Consider the following 17,088-nt stretch of genomic DNA (forward strand, 5'->3'; position numbering starts at 1 on the left):
TGGCCGGTGTGACGCGTCCCGATCCGGTGGGTCTCCTGGACCCGGCCACCCACGCCTGGCTGACCCGGCACGCCCTGCCCGGCGCCCTGGTGCACGAGACGGACCCGCTGCCCGGCGGGTTCACCAACGACATGGTCCTGCTCACCGCCCAGCCCCCCGACGCGCCGGGCGCGGAGCGCTACGTGCTGCGCCGCTACCGGCCCAGCGGCAGCAGGGTCCCGCGCAACACCTGTGCGGTGGAGATCGCCGTCCTCGGGCGGGCGGCGGCCCGTACCGTCCCGGTGACCGAGGTGGTCGCAGCCGATCCGCACGGCCGGGCCACCGGCCGCCCCACCCTGCTCTACCGGTTCGTGGACGGGACCCCGCTCAGCCGGGTGCTCGCGGACGGCTTGGTGAGCGGCGAGGCGCGGGCCCTGGGCCGGGCCGTCGGTGCGGTGCTGGCGCGGATCGGCCGGGCCGAGCTGCCCCGCCCGGGTGTCTTCGGTGACTCCTCGCTGGAACCGGCCCCGGACGGCGCGGGCCCGCTGGACGACCTGCCCGGGTTCGTCGAGCGCTGCCTGGTCACGGCGGCCTCGGACGGACCGTTGAGCGCGACGGACTCCGCCGTACTGCGTGACCTGGCCCGCGGCGGGCCCCGGGCGCTGGCCGCCGTGGCGGGTGAACGGAGCCTGGTGCACGGCGACTTCAACCCGAAGAACGTCCTGGTCCGACGACGGGCCGGGCAGTGGGCGGTGGCCGCCGTGCTCGACTGGGAGCTGGCGTTCAGCGGCTCCCCGCTCTTCGACGTCGGGAACATGCTGCGCTTCGCCCACGAGTACCCGCCCGCCTTCGCCGCGGGCTTCGTCGACGGCTTCCGGGGCGGGAACGGCCGGCTGCCCGGGGACTGGCTGCGGCTCAGCCGGACGCTGGACCTGTTCGCGCTCGCGGACATCCTCACCGCTCCGCCCGATCCCGCCTACTTCGCCCGCGCCCGCGCCGTGCTGCACCGGTCCACCGTCCACCGGTACTGACCGCGCCCACCGATACCGACCGCGGCCACCGTCCACCGGACCGCGGCCGGACGAGCGCACGCCACTGGTCCTCCCTCTTCCCATCAGGCCCGTGCGCCGCGTAATTCCCAGGAGACAACTGCTGTCCGTGCGGATCGCGGAAGTCTGGCCATAAGTGTCGAGTCAATGGCGGAGAGGTGGCATACGGCCGTCTTCTCAGCACCAGGAAAACCGGTTAGTCTGCCTGGGCCGAAGCGAAAGATCCTTGACCTGGGGAGGATTCCGCCGTGGAGAACGAAGGTTCGAAGAACGTCCTGACGACGCTTACGCCGACCGTTCGCTGCAACGGGACGCCCCCCACGCCCGCCCTGCGTGAAGGGCCGTACTACAAACCCGACACCCCTTTCAGGACCAGCTTCCGGGGCGATGAGGAGAGCGGCGTCCCGATGGTGCTGCACGGCACCGTGCGCACCCGCGAGGGCGAGCCGGTAGCGGGCGCCCTGCTCGACTTCTGGCAGGTCGGGGATGCCGGCGTCTACGACGACGACGGTTTTCGGCTGCGCGGCCACCAGTTCGCGGACGACCAGGGGCGGTGGCGGCTGGAGACGGTGCTGCCCGCGGTGTACCCGGGGCGGACGCGGCACGTACACGTGAAGGTGCAGCCGCCCGGCGGATCCGTGCTGACCACGATGCTGTATTTCCCCGGCGAACGCCGAAACCACCTCGACAAGTATTTCCGGCCGGAATGTCTGATGGATGTGCGGGAGACCGCCGAGGGTTGGGACGCCGAGTTCACCTTCGTCCTGGATGTGTGAACCCCCGCTGCCCGTAATCCCGGGGAGCCTGCCATACCGATGCTCGGAGATATCGGTATCCGCCGTCCGTCGTGTCCGGGGGACGGAAATCGACAGGAGTCACATGGCCGACCTCATGCGCGATCAGCCCGATACGAAGAGCGATGCCCAAAGTGACGCGCGAAGCGGTGCTCGCAGCGACGTCCGCAGCGACGCCCTGAGCTATGCCCAGAAACACCTGTACTACCCGGTCAGTACGTACGACATGGACCACGGCGAGGGCATCCACCTGTACGACACCGACGGCAACGAGTACCTCGACTGCGCGTCCGGCACCTTCAACCTGAGCCTCGGCTACGGGCATCCCGAAGTGGTCAAGGCCATGCGCGACCAGGTGGAACGGCTGGTGCACACCACCTCGACCTTCCAGACCGCCCCCGTGAACGAGCTGGTCCGGCGGCTGGTCGAGGTCACCCCGCCGAACCTGACCAAGGTGCACCTCAAGGTGTCGGGCGGCTCCACCGCCAACGAGGGCGCGGTCAAGATGGCGCAGATCGCCACCGGCCGCCGCGACGTCGTCACCCTGTTCCGCAGCCACCACGGCCAGACCATGATGACGACCACCATGTCGGGCGAGTCGTTCCGCAAGGCTCCCTTCCCGCACCTGATGCCCGGCGTTCTCCAGGTCCCCGACCCCTACTGCCTGCGCTGCTTCTACCGCCAGGCGGGACCGGACAGTTGTGGCATGTTGTGCGTCGAGCGGATCAACGACTTCCTGGACCACGCCAGTTCCGGCAGCGTCGCCTGCGTGGTCGTCGAACCGGTCTCCGGGAGCGGGGGCAACATCGTGCCCCCCGACGGCTACTTGTCCGCGCTGCGCGCCCTGTGCGACGAACGGGGCATCGTCCTCATCTTCGACGAGATCCAGACCGGCATCGGCCGGGTCGGCCGGATGTTCGCCGCAGAACACTACGGGGTGCGGCCCGACATCCTGACGACCGCCAAGGGCCTCGGCGGCTCCGGCGCCCAGATCGCGGCCATCGTCGCCGACGAGCGGATGGCCGGACTCAGCGCCGACCACCATTCCTTCACCTACGGCGGCAACGTCCTCGCCGCCGCCGCGGCGGCCACCACCCTCGACGTGATCGGCCGCCCCGGCTTCCTGGAGAACGTCCGGGAGGTCGGCGCCCACGTCATGGAGCGGCTGCGCGCGCTGGCCGCCCTGCACCCCGCCGTCGTGGACGTGCGCGGCCTCGGCCTGATGATCGGGATCGAGATCGGCGACGACCGGGGCAACCCGCACAGCGAACGGGCCCAGGCCCTGGCCCGGCGCGGCATGGACCATGGCCTGATCCTGCGCACCTCCCGCTACGGCCGGGGCAACGTGATCAAGATCCGCCCGCCGCTGATCCTGACCCGCGCCGAGGCCGATCTGCTCTGCGACCGGCTCGAAGCCCTCTTCGCCGCCGAGGCCGCCGCATGACCGGTCCCGAGCGCGACAGCCCCCCGGGGGCCGCGGCTGTGCGGCAGTACGTGATCGGCCTCGCCAGTGCCGTCCGCGAGGCCGTTCTGGCCGCCCGGCACCGGGCCGGCAGCCGAGCGGTCCGAGGCCACTCACCGGGCGGCGACGCCCAGTTCGGCCTCGACGAGGTCGCGGAGGCGGCCGTCTGGCAGTACGTCGTCGACCACGATCTGCCGGTCGCCGTCTACTCCGAGGACCGGGGCCTGAAGTGCCACGGCACGGACCCGCCCCACCTGCTGGTCGTCGACCCGATCGACGGCACCCGGCCCGCTGTCGCCGGCCTGGAGTCGGCCACCGTCTCGGTCGCCGTCGCCCGCATGTCGCACCGCCCGCGCATCGCCGACGTCGAACACGCGCTGCTGATGGAACTGCGCACGGGCGCCTACCTCTACGGGGACCTGGCGACGCCCGGCATCACCGCGCACGGTTACGACCACCCGGTCCCGGCGCTGACCCGCACCACCGACCCCGCGCGGATGTTCTGGTCGCTGGAGTTCAACGGCCACCCGGCCCGCCTGATGACCGAGGCATACGGCCACCTCATCGACCGCTCGGCCAACACCGGCGGGGTCTTCGTCTTCAACAGCGCCACCTGGTCCATCTCCCGGCTGCTCACCGGCCAGCTCGACGCCTACGTGGACATCGGCAACCGGCTGCTCCGCGACGACCCGGCGCTGCTGCCCGAGTTCGAACGCGTCGGCAACGGCCGGGTCCTGCACCTGTTCCCGTACGACATCGCCGCGGCCGTCTTCCTCGCCGAGCGGGCCGGGGCGGTCATCACCGACGGCTACGGACAGCCGCTCGGCGGCACGGTCCTGACCGATCTGACCGTCAGCAACCAGCAGTCCTGCGTGGCGGCAGCCACCCCCGAACTCCACCGGGCCCTGCTGGCGGCCGTCCGATGGAAGGAGTGACGTCCGTGCGCCCCCAGAACCCCCCGCCCACCGCAGCGGCCGGCACCGCGACGGCCTCCGGCCCCGCGACGGCGGCCGGCCCCGCGACAGCGGACGATGCCGAGTTCCGGGCCCTGCTCGACCGGCTCTCCGACAAGGCCACCGCGGACTACTACAACCCGTTCACCACCTTCGACTGGCCGCCCGCGATCCCCACCGACGGGCTCTGGATGTCCCCCGAACTGCTCTCCGTCCACGGCACCGAGCTGTTCGACGAGCTGAGCCCGGCCCAGCTCCAGGCCCTGAGTCGGTGGGAGAGCGTCAACTTCTACAGCCTCAACGTGCACGGCATCCGCGAACTGCTCATCGAGGTCACCCGGCGCATCCACACGCCCGGCTTCGAGCTCCCCTCCGAGTTCTTCCACCACTTCATCGGTGAGGAGAACGACCACATGTGGTTCTTCGCCACCTTCTGCCTCAAGTACGCCGACAAGATCTACCCCGACAAGTCGGTCAAGCTGCCCGAGGCTCCGCGCGACCCGCACGTCGAGAACTTCCTGGTCTTCGCCAGGATCCTGATCTTCGAGCAGATCGTGGACCACTACAATGTCCAGCTGGCCGCCGACCCCCGCCTGCACCCGACCGTCCGCCACATCAACCGGCTGCACCACCAGGACGAGTCCCGCCACATCGCCTTCGGCTGCCGATTGGTGCACCTGCTGTGGCAGCGGCTCCTCGACAGCGACCTGCACGAGGAGGCCCGGCTCGACCTGCGCAGCTACCTCGGCCGCTACCTCACCACCAGCATGGAGTCCTTCTACAACCCGGCCGTCTACCGGGACGCGGGCCTCACCGACGGCTATGCGCTGCGCCGGCGGCTGCTCGCCCACCCCGCCCGGCAGGCCGCACACGCCAAGGTCCTGCACAAGACCACCGACTTCCTCCACCGGATCGGGGTGTTCGATGCCCGTCAGTGACCCCACGGCCACCGGGAACACCTGGTGGGTCCGGGACGGACTGGCCACCCTCGACGAACCCGCCGTCCTGCTGAAGGACGCACTCGACGCGGTGTTCACCCGGTGGGGCGCCGAGGCCGGAGCCCGGCAGCAGAGCTACCCGCCGCTGCTCAGGGCCGAGGACCTGCGCACCCTCGACTACTTCCGCAACTTCCCGCACCTGGGCAGCCCGGTCACCCGGATCCGCCCCGACCGGCTGGCCGCCCTCGCCGCGGACCCGCCCGGGGCCACCGCCCTGCCGGCGGTCGACCTGGCCGACGCCACCCACCTGCTGCCCTCCGCGGCCTGCTACGGCTGCCTCCTGCACCTCACCGGCACCAGCGCGGACACCCCCGTCCTGATCACCACCGTCGCGCAGTGCTTCCGCAACGAGGAGCACCACGACGGGCTGCGCAGGCTCTGGGGGTTCACCATGCGCGAGATCGTGTGCGTCGGCTCAGCCGAAGCCGTACGGGCCCACCTCGCCCGGCACCAGGAGCGGATCGCCGCCTTCGGCGCGGCCCTCGGCCTGCCCCTGGACCGGCAGCCCGCCACCGACCCCTTCTTCGAGAAGGACGGCGCCCGCACCGTCATGCAGCTGCTCGCCCCGGTCAAGGACGAGTACCTGCACACCGACGGCACCGCCGTCGCCTCCACCAACAACCACCGCAACTTCTTCGGCGAGCGCCGCGCCATCCGCCACGCGGGCCGCCCGGCCTTCACCGGCTGCGTCGCCTTCGGCCTGGAGCGCTGGGTGCACGCCCTCGGCGACCGCTTCGAGGGGGACCTGGCGGCTGCGCACCGCGCGGTACGGCAGGCGGGAGAGCGCTCGTGACCCGGCTGGCGGCTCGGCTGGGCCTCGAACTGCCCCTGCTGCAGGCCGGGATGGGCGCCATAGCCGGGCCCGCGCTGTGCGCCGCGGTGTCGCGGGCCGGAGCGGGCGGCACTCTCGCGCTGTACAAGGAACCGCCCGCGCGGGCCGCCCGGCTGGTCCGGGAGGTGGCGGCCGCCACCTCCCGCCCGTTCGGGGTGAACGTGGTTCCCGAGGTCACCGGCCCGGCCGGCTGCCTGGGCCAGCTCCGGGCGGTCATGCCCGAACTGCCCCGGGGCGGCTTCGTCACCTCCTTCGGGCTGCCCGATGCCGACGCGGCCCGGGCCGTGCGGAGCGCCGGACACCCGCTGGTCGTCCAGGTCGGCACCCTCGAGGACGCCGGCACGGCCCTCGCACTGGGCGCGGCCGTCCTCGTCCTCCAAGGCACCGACGCCGGCGGCCACCTGCTCGGCCGGCTGCCCGTGGACGCCCTGCTGGCCGGCGTCCGCACCCGCCACCCGCACGCCGTCCTCGCCGTCGCGGGCGGGATCGCCACGGGGAGGGATCTCGCGGACGCCGTGGCGCGCGGCGCAGACGGGGCCATGGCCGGGACCCTGTTCGTTCCGGCCGCGGAATCCACCGCGCACCCGGAGTTCAAACGGCGGGTGGTCGAGGCCGGAGCCGATGACACCGTCATCACCTCCCTCTTCGACATCGGCTGGCCGCACCGCCCGCACCGCGTCCTGCGCAACTCCCTCACCGACACCGAGGACCGCGCCCCGGCCACCTTCATCGCCACCACCCGGGTGGGCGGGCGGGACTACCCGGTACCGCGCTACAGCGCGGCGGCTCCGGGGGACGGCACCACCGGCCGCATCGAGGAGATGGCCATGTACTGCGGCCGGTCCTGCACCCGCGTCACCGCCCTGCACCCGGCCGCCGCCACCGTCGCCCGGGTCCGCCAGGAGTACGAGAGCGTGCGGCAGACCGGCGCAGGCCCCCCGAATGCCACCTGAGGTGTGCGCACGAGCACGACCGAAGAGCTGCACCGGATCCAGGAGAGGTGACCATGGACGACGCCGTCAAACCGGTCGTGGACTGGCTGCTCGAACGCAACCCCACCGTCGAGGAGATCCCGGAGGACCTCGACCTGATCGAGAACCGGCTGATCGACTCGCTCGGCTTCATGGAGTTCGTCCTGCTGCTGGAGGACCTGATCGGCCGGGAACTGCGGCTCGATCAGATCGACGTGGACCAGTTCCGCACCCTGCGTTCCCTCACGGACCACTTCCTGAAGGGGTGAGCAGCCCATGGCGCAGGCTCCGCCGCCGCCCGGACCCGGCCGGGTCACCTCCCTGCACCTCGCCGCGCGCCCCGGCGAGCCCACCGTCCGCGTCGCGCAGGCCCGTGCAGTGACCGGCCGCGGCCTGGCAGGGGACCGCAACTACTGGGCGGGCGAGGGCCCCCGGCCCCGGCGCCGGGGGACCGGCCGGGCATCCGGGGTCTGCGACGTCACCCTCATCGAGGCGGAGGCCCTCGACGCCCTGGCCCGTGAACACGGCATCACGCTCACCTCCGCCGAGTGCCGCCGCAACCTCGTCTGTCGCGGCATCCGGCTCAACCCGCTGGTGGACCAGGAGTTCCAGGTCGGCGGGGTGACCCTGCGCGGCCTCAGACTCAGCGAACCCTGCGCCCGGCTCGAACAGTTGGTCCGCCCCGGCCTGATCCGCGGCCTGCTGCACCGCGGCGGGCTGCGGGCCGAGGTGGTCCGCGGTGGGACGATCCGGGTCGGCGACCCGATCCTCCGGTTGCCGCACGACGCGCGGCCGATCCCGCCACCCGCTCCGGCCGACCGTCCTCATCCCGTCCGTCTCCGCACCACGCCTCCATGACCCGGAGGCGCGTTCGCCGAAGGCAGGCGGCCGAAAGGCTGCTCGTCCGCACCGGTCTCCCGGTGAACCGTGGGGGAGCCCGCAGCCCGGCGCACAGCTGCCGGGAACAGTCCGCAAGCGTCCATGTCCGTGGATCCGGACGGTTCGCCCGCGCGCCGCGCGGGCTGTCCGGACCGCGGCCCTGCAGGCAGGAAGACAGCATGGCGATCGAAGGCACCGCCCCCGGGCGGGAGCGCAGCACGGCACCGGAGTTCGGCCCGGACGCCCCGTCGGCCAAAGCCGTGGAGCGCGCGGAACGGGCGGGCGAGGAGCTCGCCGCGGCGGGGACTCCCGTCTCGCTCCGCCTGCTGGAGTGGGGCTTCGCCCTCCGCCTCGACCAGCGGGCCACCGACCGCCTCGCCCCCTTGGACGGCACCGGGCCCGTCAGCGGCTTCCACGGCCTGCTGTCCGAGGTGCTCGCCGGATCCCTGCCCGAAGCCATGGCCGAAGCCGTCGGCGCGGAACTCCTCGGACGCGCCGAACGGATCCGGTCGGCCGCCCGGGGCGCCGGGTGCGAACTGCTCTCGCCGTGGGCCGCGCCCACCCTCCTCGCCCCCATGGCCCTCGACGCGCCGCCGCACCGGACGGGCCTGTGGTTCAGCGTCTTCGAACCGGGCGCGGGCTGGGGACCCGAGGCGCCGTTCACGGCCCGCTACGCCTCCGAAACCCCCGCCCTGGCCGTCTTCCGCGATGACCTGTACTGCGTCTACCAGGGCCGGGGCGATGACCCCGACCTGTGGTGGAGCGCGCACCGCGCAGACGGCAGCTGGTCCGAGGACCAGCCGTTCCCCGCCCACCACACCCTGGGCAGCCCGGCCCTGGCCGTGTTCCACGACCGGCTGTACTGCGCGCACCGCCGCGGCTCGGGCGACTGGAGCATCGCGCTGACCTCGTACGACGGTCGTACCTGGGAGCCGGACCAGCCGGTCCCGCACGCCGAGAGCGTCTACGGCCCGGCGCTGGCCGTCTTCCGCGACGCTCTCCACCTCGCCTACGCCGACGCCGCCCAGCGGATCATGGTCACCACCAGCCGGGACGGCCGCAGCTGGACCGCCCCCGAACCCGTCCCCGGCTGCGCCACCACGAGGTCCCCGGCGCTCGCCGTGTACGACGGCGCCCTCCACCTGCTGCACGGCAACCCCAAGGACGGCGCGATCCACTGGAGCCGGCTGCGCGACACCACCTGGACACCCGAGGGCGCGCTGCCCGGACACCGGACCCGCAGCAACATCGGCCTCGCCGTCTTCGACGGCAAACTGATGTGCGTCCACCGCGACCCCGCCCGCCAGCAGCTCTGGTGGTCGGCCTTCGACGGCGCGGCGTGGAGCAGGGACACCGAGATGCCGGGGCACAACAGCAAGTACGGTCCGGCCCTGGCCGTGCACCGCAACCGCACCGGCACCCACGACCAACTCCTGTGCGTCCACCGCGGCCACGCCCAGCGGTTCGTCACCGCGGCCGGGCAGGTGCTGACCGACGAGGACCCGGCCGGGCTGCACGACCTCGACGACCCGGGCTCCGCCGCCGACTGAGACGGTGCGCGCGCTCGGGGTCAGACCGGGTGACCGGGACGCCGGCCATGCCGTGGGTGGCACCCGTCCGGCGTAGTCGGCCACCCGGGTGGGGGCTCTCCGGTCGTGCGAGGGGGGTGACTCGGGTCTGCTGCGGTGGAGGGGTCCGACGCCCGGGTCCCGACGGTTGAACTGCCGCCCCTCCCGCTGGAAGAGAGCCACCGCCCATGTCGTCGACCGACTCGGGGCCGCCCGACCAGCCGAGCGAGGGGGAACTGGGTGAGATGCGCCGCCGCATCGCCCAGTTGGAGGCTGCGGCCGGGCCCCGCGAGCAGCACCACCGGCTGCGGACGGCCGGCTCGACCGTGTTGATCGTCGTCGCGTCCGTGCTGTCACTGCTCGCGGTGATCGCGGTGTGGACGCACGACGTGGTCAGCGACACGGACCGGTTCGTGGCCGCCCTCGCGCCGCTGGCCCACAACCCCGATGTGCAGGGCGCGGCGGCCGACCGCATCACCAACGGCGTGGTGCAGCAGATCGACGTCTCCGGGGTGGTGAACCAGCTCTCCTCGGCCGCCGCCGCCCAGGGGGTGCCGCCGCAACTGGCCCAGCTGGTCAACGGCCTGAGCGGCCCGCTCACCAGCGCGCTGACCGACCTCGTCCACGGCGCCGCCGAGCGGGTGGTGACCAGCGACGCTTTCGCGACCGTGTGGGAGCAGGCGCTGCGCACCGGCCACGCCACGATGGACAAGGCGCTGACGGGGCAGGGCGGCGCCGCGGTGCAGCTGACGAACGACGAGGTGACCCTCGACATCGCACCGGCCGTGCAGCAGGTGAAGGCCCAACTGGTCGATGCCGGCTTCGCACCGGCCGCCAGGATCCCGGACGTCCACACCGACTTCGTGATCTTCTCCTCTCCCGACCTCGCCAAGATCAGGAGCGCCTTCCGGCTCCTGGAGATCCTGGGCAACTGGCTGCCCGTCATCGCGGTGCTCCTCGCCGCGGCGGGGGTGCTCACCGCGGTCGGTCGGCGCCGGGCGCTGATCGGGGCGGCCCTCGGGATCGCGGCGGCGATGCTGCTGCTCGGCATCGCACTGGCCGTCTTCCGCTCCTACTTCCTCGACCATCTGCCGTCGGACGCCTCACCCGCGGCGGCCGGGGCGGTCTTCGACGCCTTGGTGGTGTTCCTGCGCCAGGCGGTGCGCGCGGTGGGCGTGCTCGCTGTCCTGGTCGCGCTCGGGGCCTTCCTCTCGGGTCCCTCCCGTGTCGCAGCGGCCACGCGCCGCATCGCCGGCAGCGGCATGGCCGGTGCGCGTTCGGCGGCGGACTCCGTGGGTTTCCGTGCCGGGCCGGTGGAGCCGTTCGTGCGCAGGTGGAAGCGGTGGATCGGGGTCGCGATCCTGCTCGTCGCCGCCGTCGTCTTCGTGTTCTGGGCCCATCCGACGGCCATGGTCGTCTTCTGGTTCGCGGTGGTGGTGCTGGCTGCCTTCGCCGTCCGTGAGTTCCTCGCCCCGCGCGCCTCGGCATAGCCGGTGGTCGAGCCGGGGCTGTGCTGCGGCAGTCGGGTCGCCTGCGGTGGTGCCGGGGCGGCTCCGTCAGTGGCTCAACCCGACCTTGGCCGCCACGATCACCAGCCCGAGCACCAGGTTGACCGCGGCCTCCAGGGCAGCGCTGCGACGTGACGCACTGGCGTGCAGGGCGCCGAGGTAGGCCCAGGTGACCTGCTGCGCCACGGCGACCGCCAGGGCGAGCCAGCCGGTGGCGGTGAGGCCCAGGCCCAGGAGCGGACTGACGGCCACCACGGCCGCCGGCAGCACGGCCGCCTCGGTGATCGACCACTCGACCCGTCCGACGTCACGCACCTGCGGCCAGTCGATGCGACGGCCCACCGACCGCTCACCCGCCAGGCGCGCATAGACGTGGGCGACCCAGAAGACGAGCCCGGTGACGAGCAGCAGCACGACGGTCTCGAAGCGGGGGAACTTGCCGGCCGTGCTCGACGCGGCGATCACGGACGCGGCCAGCAGGGATCCGTAGACGGCGCCCGCGTAGTCGGTGCGGGAGACCGCACGGTCGCCCCGGCGGGCTCTGCGCAGCCACGGGATGATGTGCGTCACCGGCTCACCGTACAGACGCCCGGGCGGTCGGCCGGGTGCGCCACGCCTGCCGGGCACCGGCTCAGGGAGCGCCCGTACGTGCTCCGACGAGGCCGGCCGTCCGGCCATCGGGGCGACCGTTGCGCCCCGATGAGCGGCCGGAGGCTCAGACCTCGCGGTCCCCGTCGACCATGCCGGCGCAGAGCGCCCAGATGACGAAGATGTCGATGGCGATCAGCACGATCGCCCAGAACGGGTAGTAGGGCAGCCACAGGAAGTTGGCGACCATGGCGAGACCGGCGAGGAGGACACCCACGACGCGTGCCCACACGGCGCCGCTGAAGAGGGCCACGCCCGCGATGACGACGAGGACACCCAGGATCAGGTGCACCCAGCCCCAGCCCGTGGTGTTGAAGCTGTACGAGTAGTGGCGCGTGACGACGACCAGGTCGTCCTTGGCGATGGCGGCGATCCCTTCGAACACCGACATCGCGCCACCGAAGACCATCATCGCCGCGGCGAAGAAGGTCCAGCCGGTCGCGAACGGCCGCCGGGTTGTCACGGCGCCTCTCGGCGCCCCACTCGTGTTGCTGGCCATGTCTAGCTCCTTCGGAGGGTCTGCTGCCGGGTCGGCGGCAGGTGGAGCACTCCTCTTCCAGGCTTGCACAGCGGGATCGGGCCAGCGCGTCGACCGGTCGGCGCCGGGCTCGCAGGCGCGGCCGTCCCTCGCGAACGCCTCCGCCGCCGGTGGACGGGAGGGCCGAAGCGGTCAGGCCGTGGGGGAGGCCGAGCCCGTCTGGGAGGCCGGGATCCGCCTGGTGAAGAACAGGGCGAGCAGAGCGGTGAGGGCGAGGACGCCGAGCGCCGCACGCAGGCCGGCGATCCTTGCCTCGCTGTTCGCGTCGATCGCGGCCTGCGCCACCTCCGGACTGGTGCCGGCCTTGTCGAGGGCGCTGCGGAGCTGGGGGTCGGACAGGAACGGGATGCCGCTCTCGAGCTTGACGGTGGCGCTGCTCACGACCTCGGGAGGCAGGCTCTGGTTCTGCTCGATGCTGGTCTGGAACGAGGCGCTCAGGGTGGCGATGAGGATCGAGCCGGCCAGTGCTGTTCCGATGGAGGCACCGAGGTTGGTGACGGCGTTCTGCACGCCGCCGACCTCCGCGCTCTTCTCGTCCGGTACGGCGGAGACGGTGACCGCGCCGAGCTGGGAGGCCAGTGCCCCCACACCGAGGCCGATCAGCAGGAGCGGCACGGTGACGACGTCCGCTCCCGCTCCGGAGTCGAGCGCCGCCAGGAGGACCACGGCTCCGGCGAACAGGGCCAGGATGCCCAGGCGGACGACCCGGCGCGGTGAGGCCTTCGGGCGCAGCCGGGGGATCAGGATCGCGGCGGCCAGCAGGGTCAGCGAGAGCGGCAGCAGCCGGGCGCCGGTCGCCAGAGCGGACAGGCCCAGGGCGATGGACAGGTAGAGCGGGACCAGGAAGAAGACGCCCATCTGGACGAGGTACTGGAAGAAGAACATCGTCAGCCCGCCGGTGAGCTGCCGGTTGCGCAGCAGGGCGGGATCCAGGATCGGCTCCTGGTGCCGCTGCACCAGGCGGTCCTCCCAGGACAGGAAGACCCGGACGAGGAGCAGGCCGGCCAGCATGAGCCAGACCACGAGCGAGACGCCGAGCCAGGCGGGTGCGCCGGGCTTGGGCAGGAACCAGCCCCATTCACTGGACCGCAGGACGCCGTAGACGAAGCTCCCGAGGCCGGCGGCGGACAGCACGGCACCGACGAGGTCGATGTGGTGACCGGTCTCGGTGGGCGCGTCGGCGAGGCGGCGGGCGAAGGCGAGGACGGCGAGCACGCCGACGACCTCGCCGGCGAACACCCAGCGCCAGGAGAAGTAGGTGGTGGCGATGCCGCCGATGATCGGGCCGACGGCGATCGCGACGGCACTCGCGGCGGCGACCAGCCCGTAGGCGGCGGGCCGGCGCTCGGACGCGAAGTTGCCGGCCACCAGCGCGACGATCGCCGGCAGGATCAGCGCCGCTCCGATGCCCTCGAGAAGGGACCAGCCGATCAGCAGCACGGTGAGGTTGGGGGCGAGCGCGGTGGTGAAGGAGCCGCAGCCGTAGATGCAGCAGCCGATCATGAACGCGCGCTTGCGGCCGATGAGCACGCCGACCTTGCCGCCGGGAATCATGAACATCGCCATGACGAGCGTGTAGGCGGTGATCGCACCCTGGATCCCGGTCACGGTGGTACCGACGTCCTTGGCCACCGACGCGATCGAGACGTTCATGACGGAGCTGTCCAGCGCCATCAGGAACTGCCCGGCGGCAAGAGTCAGCAGGACGGAGCCCGACGTGGCCGGGCTTCTCGCGGCTTCCGATGGCATGGGCGCATCCTGCCAGCCGCTCCCGTTCGATGCCGCCAGACCCGCCCGGGGCTCGACCGGTTGGGGCAAACCGGACGGGAAGGGGCCCGCTGGCCAGGCTGACGGCCGCGACGACCGCACGGGAGCCGCCCGTGGGGCCGCCCGCGAGGCCCGAGGACGTGCGCGCCGCTGCTGGCGCGCCCAGGCTTGAAGGGGGTGGAGAGGAGGACATCGTGAACAGTCCGACCGAACGTGCCCGCCACGGCCGGGCCGTGCGCCAGCGCGTGGCACGCGGCTCGCACGGACGGTGGACCGCCGCGGCCAACCGGCCCGATCCCCTCGGTGTGCTGCAGCAGGAGGCCGCCGACCGGGTGGTGGGCCTCCTGCCGATCCGCTACGGACGCATGGTGGCGTCCCCGTTCGCGTTCTTCCGGGGCGCGGCGGCGGTCATGGCCGCAGACCTCGCCGCCGTCGCGGACACCGGGTTGACCGTCCAGCTCTGCGGCGACGCCCACCTGCTGAACTTCGGCGTCTTCGCCTCGCCCGAACGCGCCCTGGTCTTCGATGTGAACGACTTCGACGAGACGCTGCCCGGCCCGTTCGAATGGGACGTCAAACGGCTGGCCGCCAGCCTCGCGGTCGCCGCCAGGCAGAACGGCCACAGTGACCAGCACGCGCGGCGGGCAGCCCGTGCGGCGGTCCAGGCGTACCGGCTCGCCATGCGACGACTGGCCGGGATGGGTGAACTCGCCGTCTGGTACGAGCGACTCGACGCCGCCGCGATCCTCCCGCTCGTCAGCGAACCCGGTCGCAGGAAGCGGGTCGAGGCGAACCTGGGGCGCGCGCGTGGTCGCACGAGCCTGCAGGCACTGGGCAAGCTCACCGAGGTCCGGGACGGCCACCGGCGCATCGTCGACGACCCGCCGCTGCTGGAACCGGTCGGCCCGCCCGAGCTGCGGGCCGTCGGCAAGATCTTCGCCGAGTACCGCGGCACGCTCCCCGAGGAGCGCCGCCTCCTGCTGGACCGGTACCGGTTCGTCGATGCGGCGCGCAAGGTCGTCGGCGTCGGAAGCGTGGGGACCCGCTGCTTCGTCCTGCTGCTCACCGGCCGCGACGAGCAGGACCCGCTCTTCCTGCAGATCAAGGAGGCCGGACCGTCCGTCCTGCAGGACTACCTGCCGGCCGCGGACCAGGCACACCAAGGGCACCGGGTCGTCGCGGGCCAGCGGCTGATGCAGGCCGCGGGCGACATCTTCCTCGGCTGGATGACCGGACCGGCGGGCCGGCACTTCTACTGCCGGCAGCTGCGTGACATGAAGGGATCGGCCGACGTCGAAACGATGGACCCGGGGCTGCTGCGCCAGTACGCCGAACTGTGCGGTGCGGCCCTGGCCCGTGCGCACGCCCGGACCGGCGACCGCATCGCCGTCGCCGCCTATCTCGGCAGCTCCGACACCTTCGACCGCGCTGTTGCCGAGTTCGCGCTCCACTACGCCGACCAGAACACCCGGGACCACGGCGCACTCAGGACGGCAGTCTCCGCGGGAGACATCCCGGCGACCGAGCACGCCTGAGGCAACCAGGCGTGCCCGACGGGGCAACCGGGCGCGTCCGAACGGCTACGCTCCGGCCTCGGAGTCGGCCACCGCGATGGCGAGTCCGAGGGCCTGGGCGATGTGGGTGGCCGCCGACATCACGCGGGCGGTGCCCACGATCGGTGCGATGGCGACCAGGACGTCCTGTATCTGCTCGGGTGTCAGGTTGGACTCGTCGGCGGCGCCGAGGTGGGTGAGGTAGGACATCGGCGGTGCGTCCATGGCGACGAGCGCGGCGATGCGGGTGAGCAGCAGGGTGTCCGTCGGGAACCCGCACCGTTCGATCGAGTCGAGGGTCATGGCGGCCAGGGTGTCGAGGACCGGGGTTTCGGCTGACGTCGTCATGCGGTGTCATCTCCTGAGGGATCGGGAGCCGACACGATCGGTCCAGGGAGGCAGGGCTCCTTGTGTGTCGGATCCCTCTGTCTCAAACCTAGGAGCCTTCGGGCCCGCCTGCACCCGGTACCGGAACGTGCCCTGGGCCACGTCCTGACCATGAACGAGTACCGGTAGGGGGCATGACCAGCGGCGATGGCTTTCCGAGCGGACAAGTACCCGTTGTGCCTGGCCGGGTGATCCGTCAGTATGCCAAGCTCTGCCCCATGAGCTTACTCTCCGTGGGTTTTATCGGGCTGGGCGTCATGGGCGAGCCGATGGCGCTCAACCTGGTGAAGGCCGGTACCCCGCTGCTGGTCTGGAACCGCACCACCGCCAAGGCCCGCAGGCCGGCGGCTGCCGGAGCCGAAGTGGCCCCCGATGCGGCGAGTGTGTTCGCCCGCAGCGAGGTCGTCATCCTGATGCTGCTCGACGACCCGGGCGTGGACGCCGTCCTCGGCCGTGGCACGCCGGCCTTCGCCGAGCGTGTCGCCGGCCGCACGATCGTCAACATGGGGACGTTCGAGCCGACTTACTCGCAGGAGCTGGCAGCGGAGATCCGCGCTGCGGGCGGCCGCTATGTCGAGTCGCCGGTCTCCGGATCGAGCACCCAGGCCGCCGCCGGCGAGCTGGTCGGGCTGATGGCCGGGGAGCCGGAGGACGTGGCGGCGGTGCGCCCGCTGCTCGAACCGCTCTGCCGTGAGCTCACGTTCTGCGGGCCGGTGCCCAACGGGCTGTTGATGAAGCTGGCGGTCAACACCTTCCTGATCACCCAGGTGACCGGGCTGGCCGAGTCGTTCCAGTTCGCGCGGCGCCAAGGGCTCGACCTCGACCAGCTGGTAGCGGTACTCGGCGCCGGGCCACTGGCGAGCACGACCATGCGGCTGAAGGCACCCAAGCTGGCCGGCGAGGACTTCTCGGTCCAGGCGTCGATCACCGACTCCCAGAAGGTCGCCCGGTTGATCACCGACACCGCCGCCGCGGCGGGCATCGCGGCCCCGCTGCTCGACGTCTGCCGGGCCCTCTTCGCCGAGACCGGTCAACTCGGCTACGCGGACTCCGACATGTCCGCCGTCGTCAAGGCCATCGAGGCCCGCGGCCGGACAGTCGACGACCAGCCCGTGCGGTAGCCGCAGGGGCTGAACGCGTGCGGACCCAGGAGCAGGTAGCTGATGGCGGATCGTCCGATCCGCCATCAGTTCCTCGTCTCC

General features: G+C 72.3%; 17 protein-coding genes. 13 read left to right on the plus strand and 4 right to left on the minus strand.

All coding sequences use genetic code 11. The features are described 5' to 3' along the window. The first annotated feature begins 8 nt into the window (after positions 1 to 8). From OG294_RS36735 to OG294_RS36785, 11 genes are all read left to right on the plus strand, one after another. A complete protein-coding gene (locus OG294_RS36735; RefSeq protein WP_327070900.1) occupies positions 9 to 1,010 on the plus strand; it encodes a phosphotransferase family protein in 1,002 nt (333 codons plus the stop codon). Between the two features lie 266 nt (positions 1,011 to 1,276). Next, complete coding sequence (locus OG294_RS36740) at positions 1,277 to 1,804, plus strand: dioxygenase family protein (RefSeq protein WP_327070901.1); 528 nt, start codon at positions 1,277 to 1,279, stop codon at positions 1,802 to 1,804. A 103-nt stretch (positions 1,805 to 1,907) separates the two neighbouring features. After that, a complete protein-coding gene (locus OG294_RS36745) occupies positions 1,908 to 3,266 on the plus strand; it encodes an aspartate aminotransferase family protein (protein WP_327070902.1) in 1,359 nt (452 codons plus the stop codon). Then, entirely contained in the window at positions 3,263 to 4,219 is a 957-nt protein-coding gene (locus tag OG294_RS36750) for an inositol monophosphatase family protein (RefSeq protein ID WP_327070903.1), read from the plus strand. The genes OG294_RS36745 and OG294_RS36750 overlap by 4 nt, the downstream gene beginning before the upstream one ends. A gap of 5 nt (positions 4,220 to 4,224) precedes the next feature. Beyond that, the gene (locus OG294_RS36755; RefSeq protein ID WP_327070904.1) at positions 4,225 to 5,175 is read left to right on the plus strand and encodes a diiron oxygenase; all 951 of its coding nucleotides are present in this window, start codon (positions 4,225 to 4,227) and stop codon (positions 5,173 to 5,175) included. Beyond that, the gene (locus tag OG294_RS36760; protein ID WP_327070905.1) at positions 5,162 to 6,028 is read left to right on the plus strand and encodes a hypothetical protein; all 867 of its coding nucleotides are present in this window, start codon (positions 5,162 to 5,164) and stop codon (positions 6,026 to 6,028) included. The genes OG294_RS36755 and OG294_RS36760 overlap by 14 nt, the downstream gene beginning before the upstream one ends. Then, complete coding sequence (locus tag OG294_RS36765) at positions 6,025 to 7,020, plus strand: NAD(P)H-dependent flavin oxidoreductase (RefSeq protein WP_327070906.1); 996 nt, start codon at positions 6,025 to 6,027, stop codon at positions 7,018 to 7,020. The genes OG294_RS36760 and OG294_RS36765 overlap by 4 nt, the downstream gene beginning before the upstream one ends. A gap of 53 nt (positions 7,021 to 7,073) precedes the next feature. Next, a complete protein-coding gene (locus tag OG294_RS36770) occupies positions 7,074 to 7,307 on the plus strand; it encodes an acyl carrier protein (protein ID WP_327070907.1) in 234 nt (77 codons plus the stop codon). Between the two features lie 7 nt (positions 7,308 to 7,314). After that, positions 7,315 to 7,896: an MOSC domain-containing protein gene (locus tag OG294_RS36775; protein WP_327070908.1), complete on the plus strand. Its 582-nt coding sequence runs from the start codon at positions 7,315 to 7,317 to the stop codon at positions 7,894 to 7,896. Positions 7,897 to 8,096: 200 nt separating this feature from the next. Next, entirely contained in the window at positions 8,097 to 9,467 is a 1,371-nt protein-coding gene (locus OG294_RS36780) for a hypothetical protein (protein WP_327070909.1), read from the plus strand. A 206-nt stretch (positions 9,468 to 9,673) separates the two neighbouring features. After that, complete coding sequence (locus tag OG294_RS36785) at positions 9,674 to 10,975, plus strand: hypothetical protein (protein ID WP_327070910.1); 1,302 nt, start codon at positions 9,674 to 9,676, stop codon at positions 10,973 to 10,975. 66 nt (positions 10,976 to 11,041) lie between these two features. Here OG294_RS36785 and OG294_RS36790 read toward each other — a convergent pair whose 3' ends face one another. From OG294_RS36790 to OG294_RS36800, 3 genes are all read right to left on the minus strand, one after another. Further along, the gene (locus tag OG294_RS36790) at positions 11,042 to 11,563 is read right to left on the minus strand and encodes a hypothetical protein (RefSeq protein ID WP_327070911.1); all 522 of its coding nucleotides are present in this window, start codon (positions 11,561 to 11,563) and stop codon (positions 11,042 to 11,044) included. Between the two features lie 145 nt (positions 11,564 to 11,708). After that, positions 11,709 to 12,140, minus strand: a complete 432-nt coding sequence (locus OG294_RS36795; protein ID WP_327070912.1) for a DUF7144 family membrane protein — start codon at positions 12,138 to 12,140, stop codon at positions 11,709 to 11,711. Positions 12,141 to 12,311: 171 nt separating this feature from the next. Next, a complete protein-coding gene (locus tag OG294_RS36800; protein WP_327070913.1) occupies positions 12,312 to 13,928 on the minus strand; it encodes an MFS transporter in 1,617 nt (538 codons plus the stop codon). Between the two features lie 212 nt (positions 13,929 to 14,140). Between OG294_RS36800 and OG294_RS36805 the strand changes: the two genes are divergently transcribed. After that, positions 14,141 to 15,481, plus strand: coding sequence for a DUF2252 domain-containing protein (locus OG294_RS36805; protein ID WP_327070914.1), 1,341 nt, complete (start codon positions 14,141 to 14,143; stop codon positions 15,479 to 15,481). A 45-nt stretch (positions 15,482 to 15,526) separates the two neighbouring features. Here the strand turns inward: OG294_RS36805 and OG294_RS36810 are convergent, their stop codons facing one another. After that, on the minus strand, positions 15,527 to 15,847 hold the full coding sequence (locus OG294_RS36810) for a carboxymuconolactone decarboxylase family protein (protein WP_327070915.1): 321 nt from the start codon (positions 15,845 to 15,847) through the stop codon (positions 15,527 to 15,529). 257 nt (positions 15,848 to 16,104) lie between these two features. Here OG294_RS36810 and OG294_RS36815 point away from each other — a divergent pair, with 257 nt between their 5' ends. Then, positions 16,105 to 17,007, plus strand: a complete 903-nt coding sequence (locus OG294_RS36815) for an NAD(P)-dependent oxidoreductase (protein WP_327070916.1) — start codon at positions 16,105 to 16,107, stop codon at positions 17,005 to 17,007. The last annotated feature ends 81 nt before the right edge of the window (positions 17,008 to 17,088 follow it).

Source organism: Kitasatospora sp. NBC_01302 (assembly GCF_035976515.1).
GTDB lineage: Bacteria > Actinomycetota > Actinomycetes > Streptomycetales > Streptomycetaceae > Kitasatospora.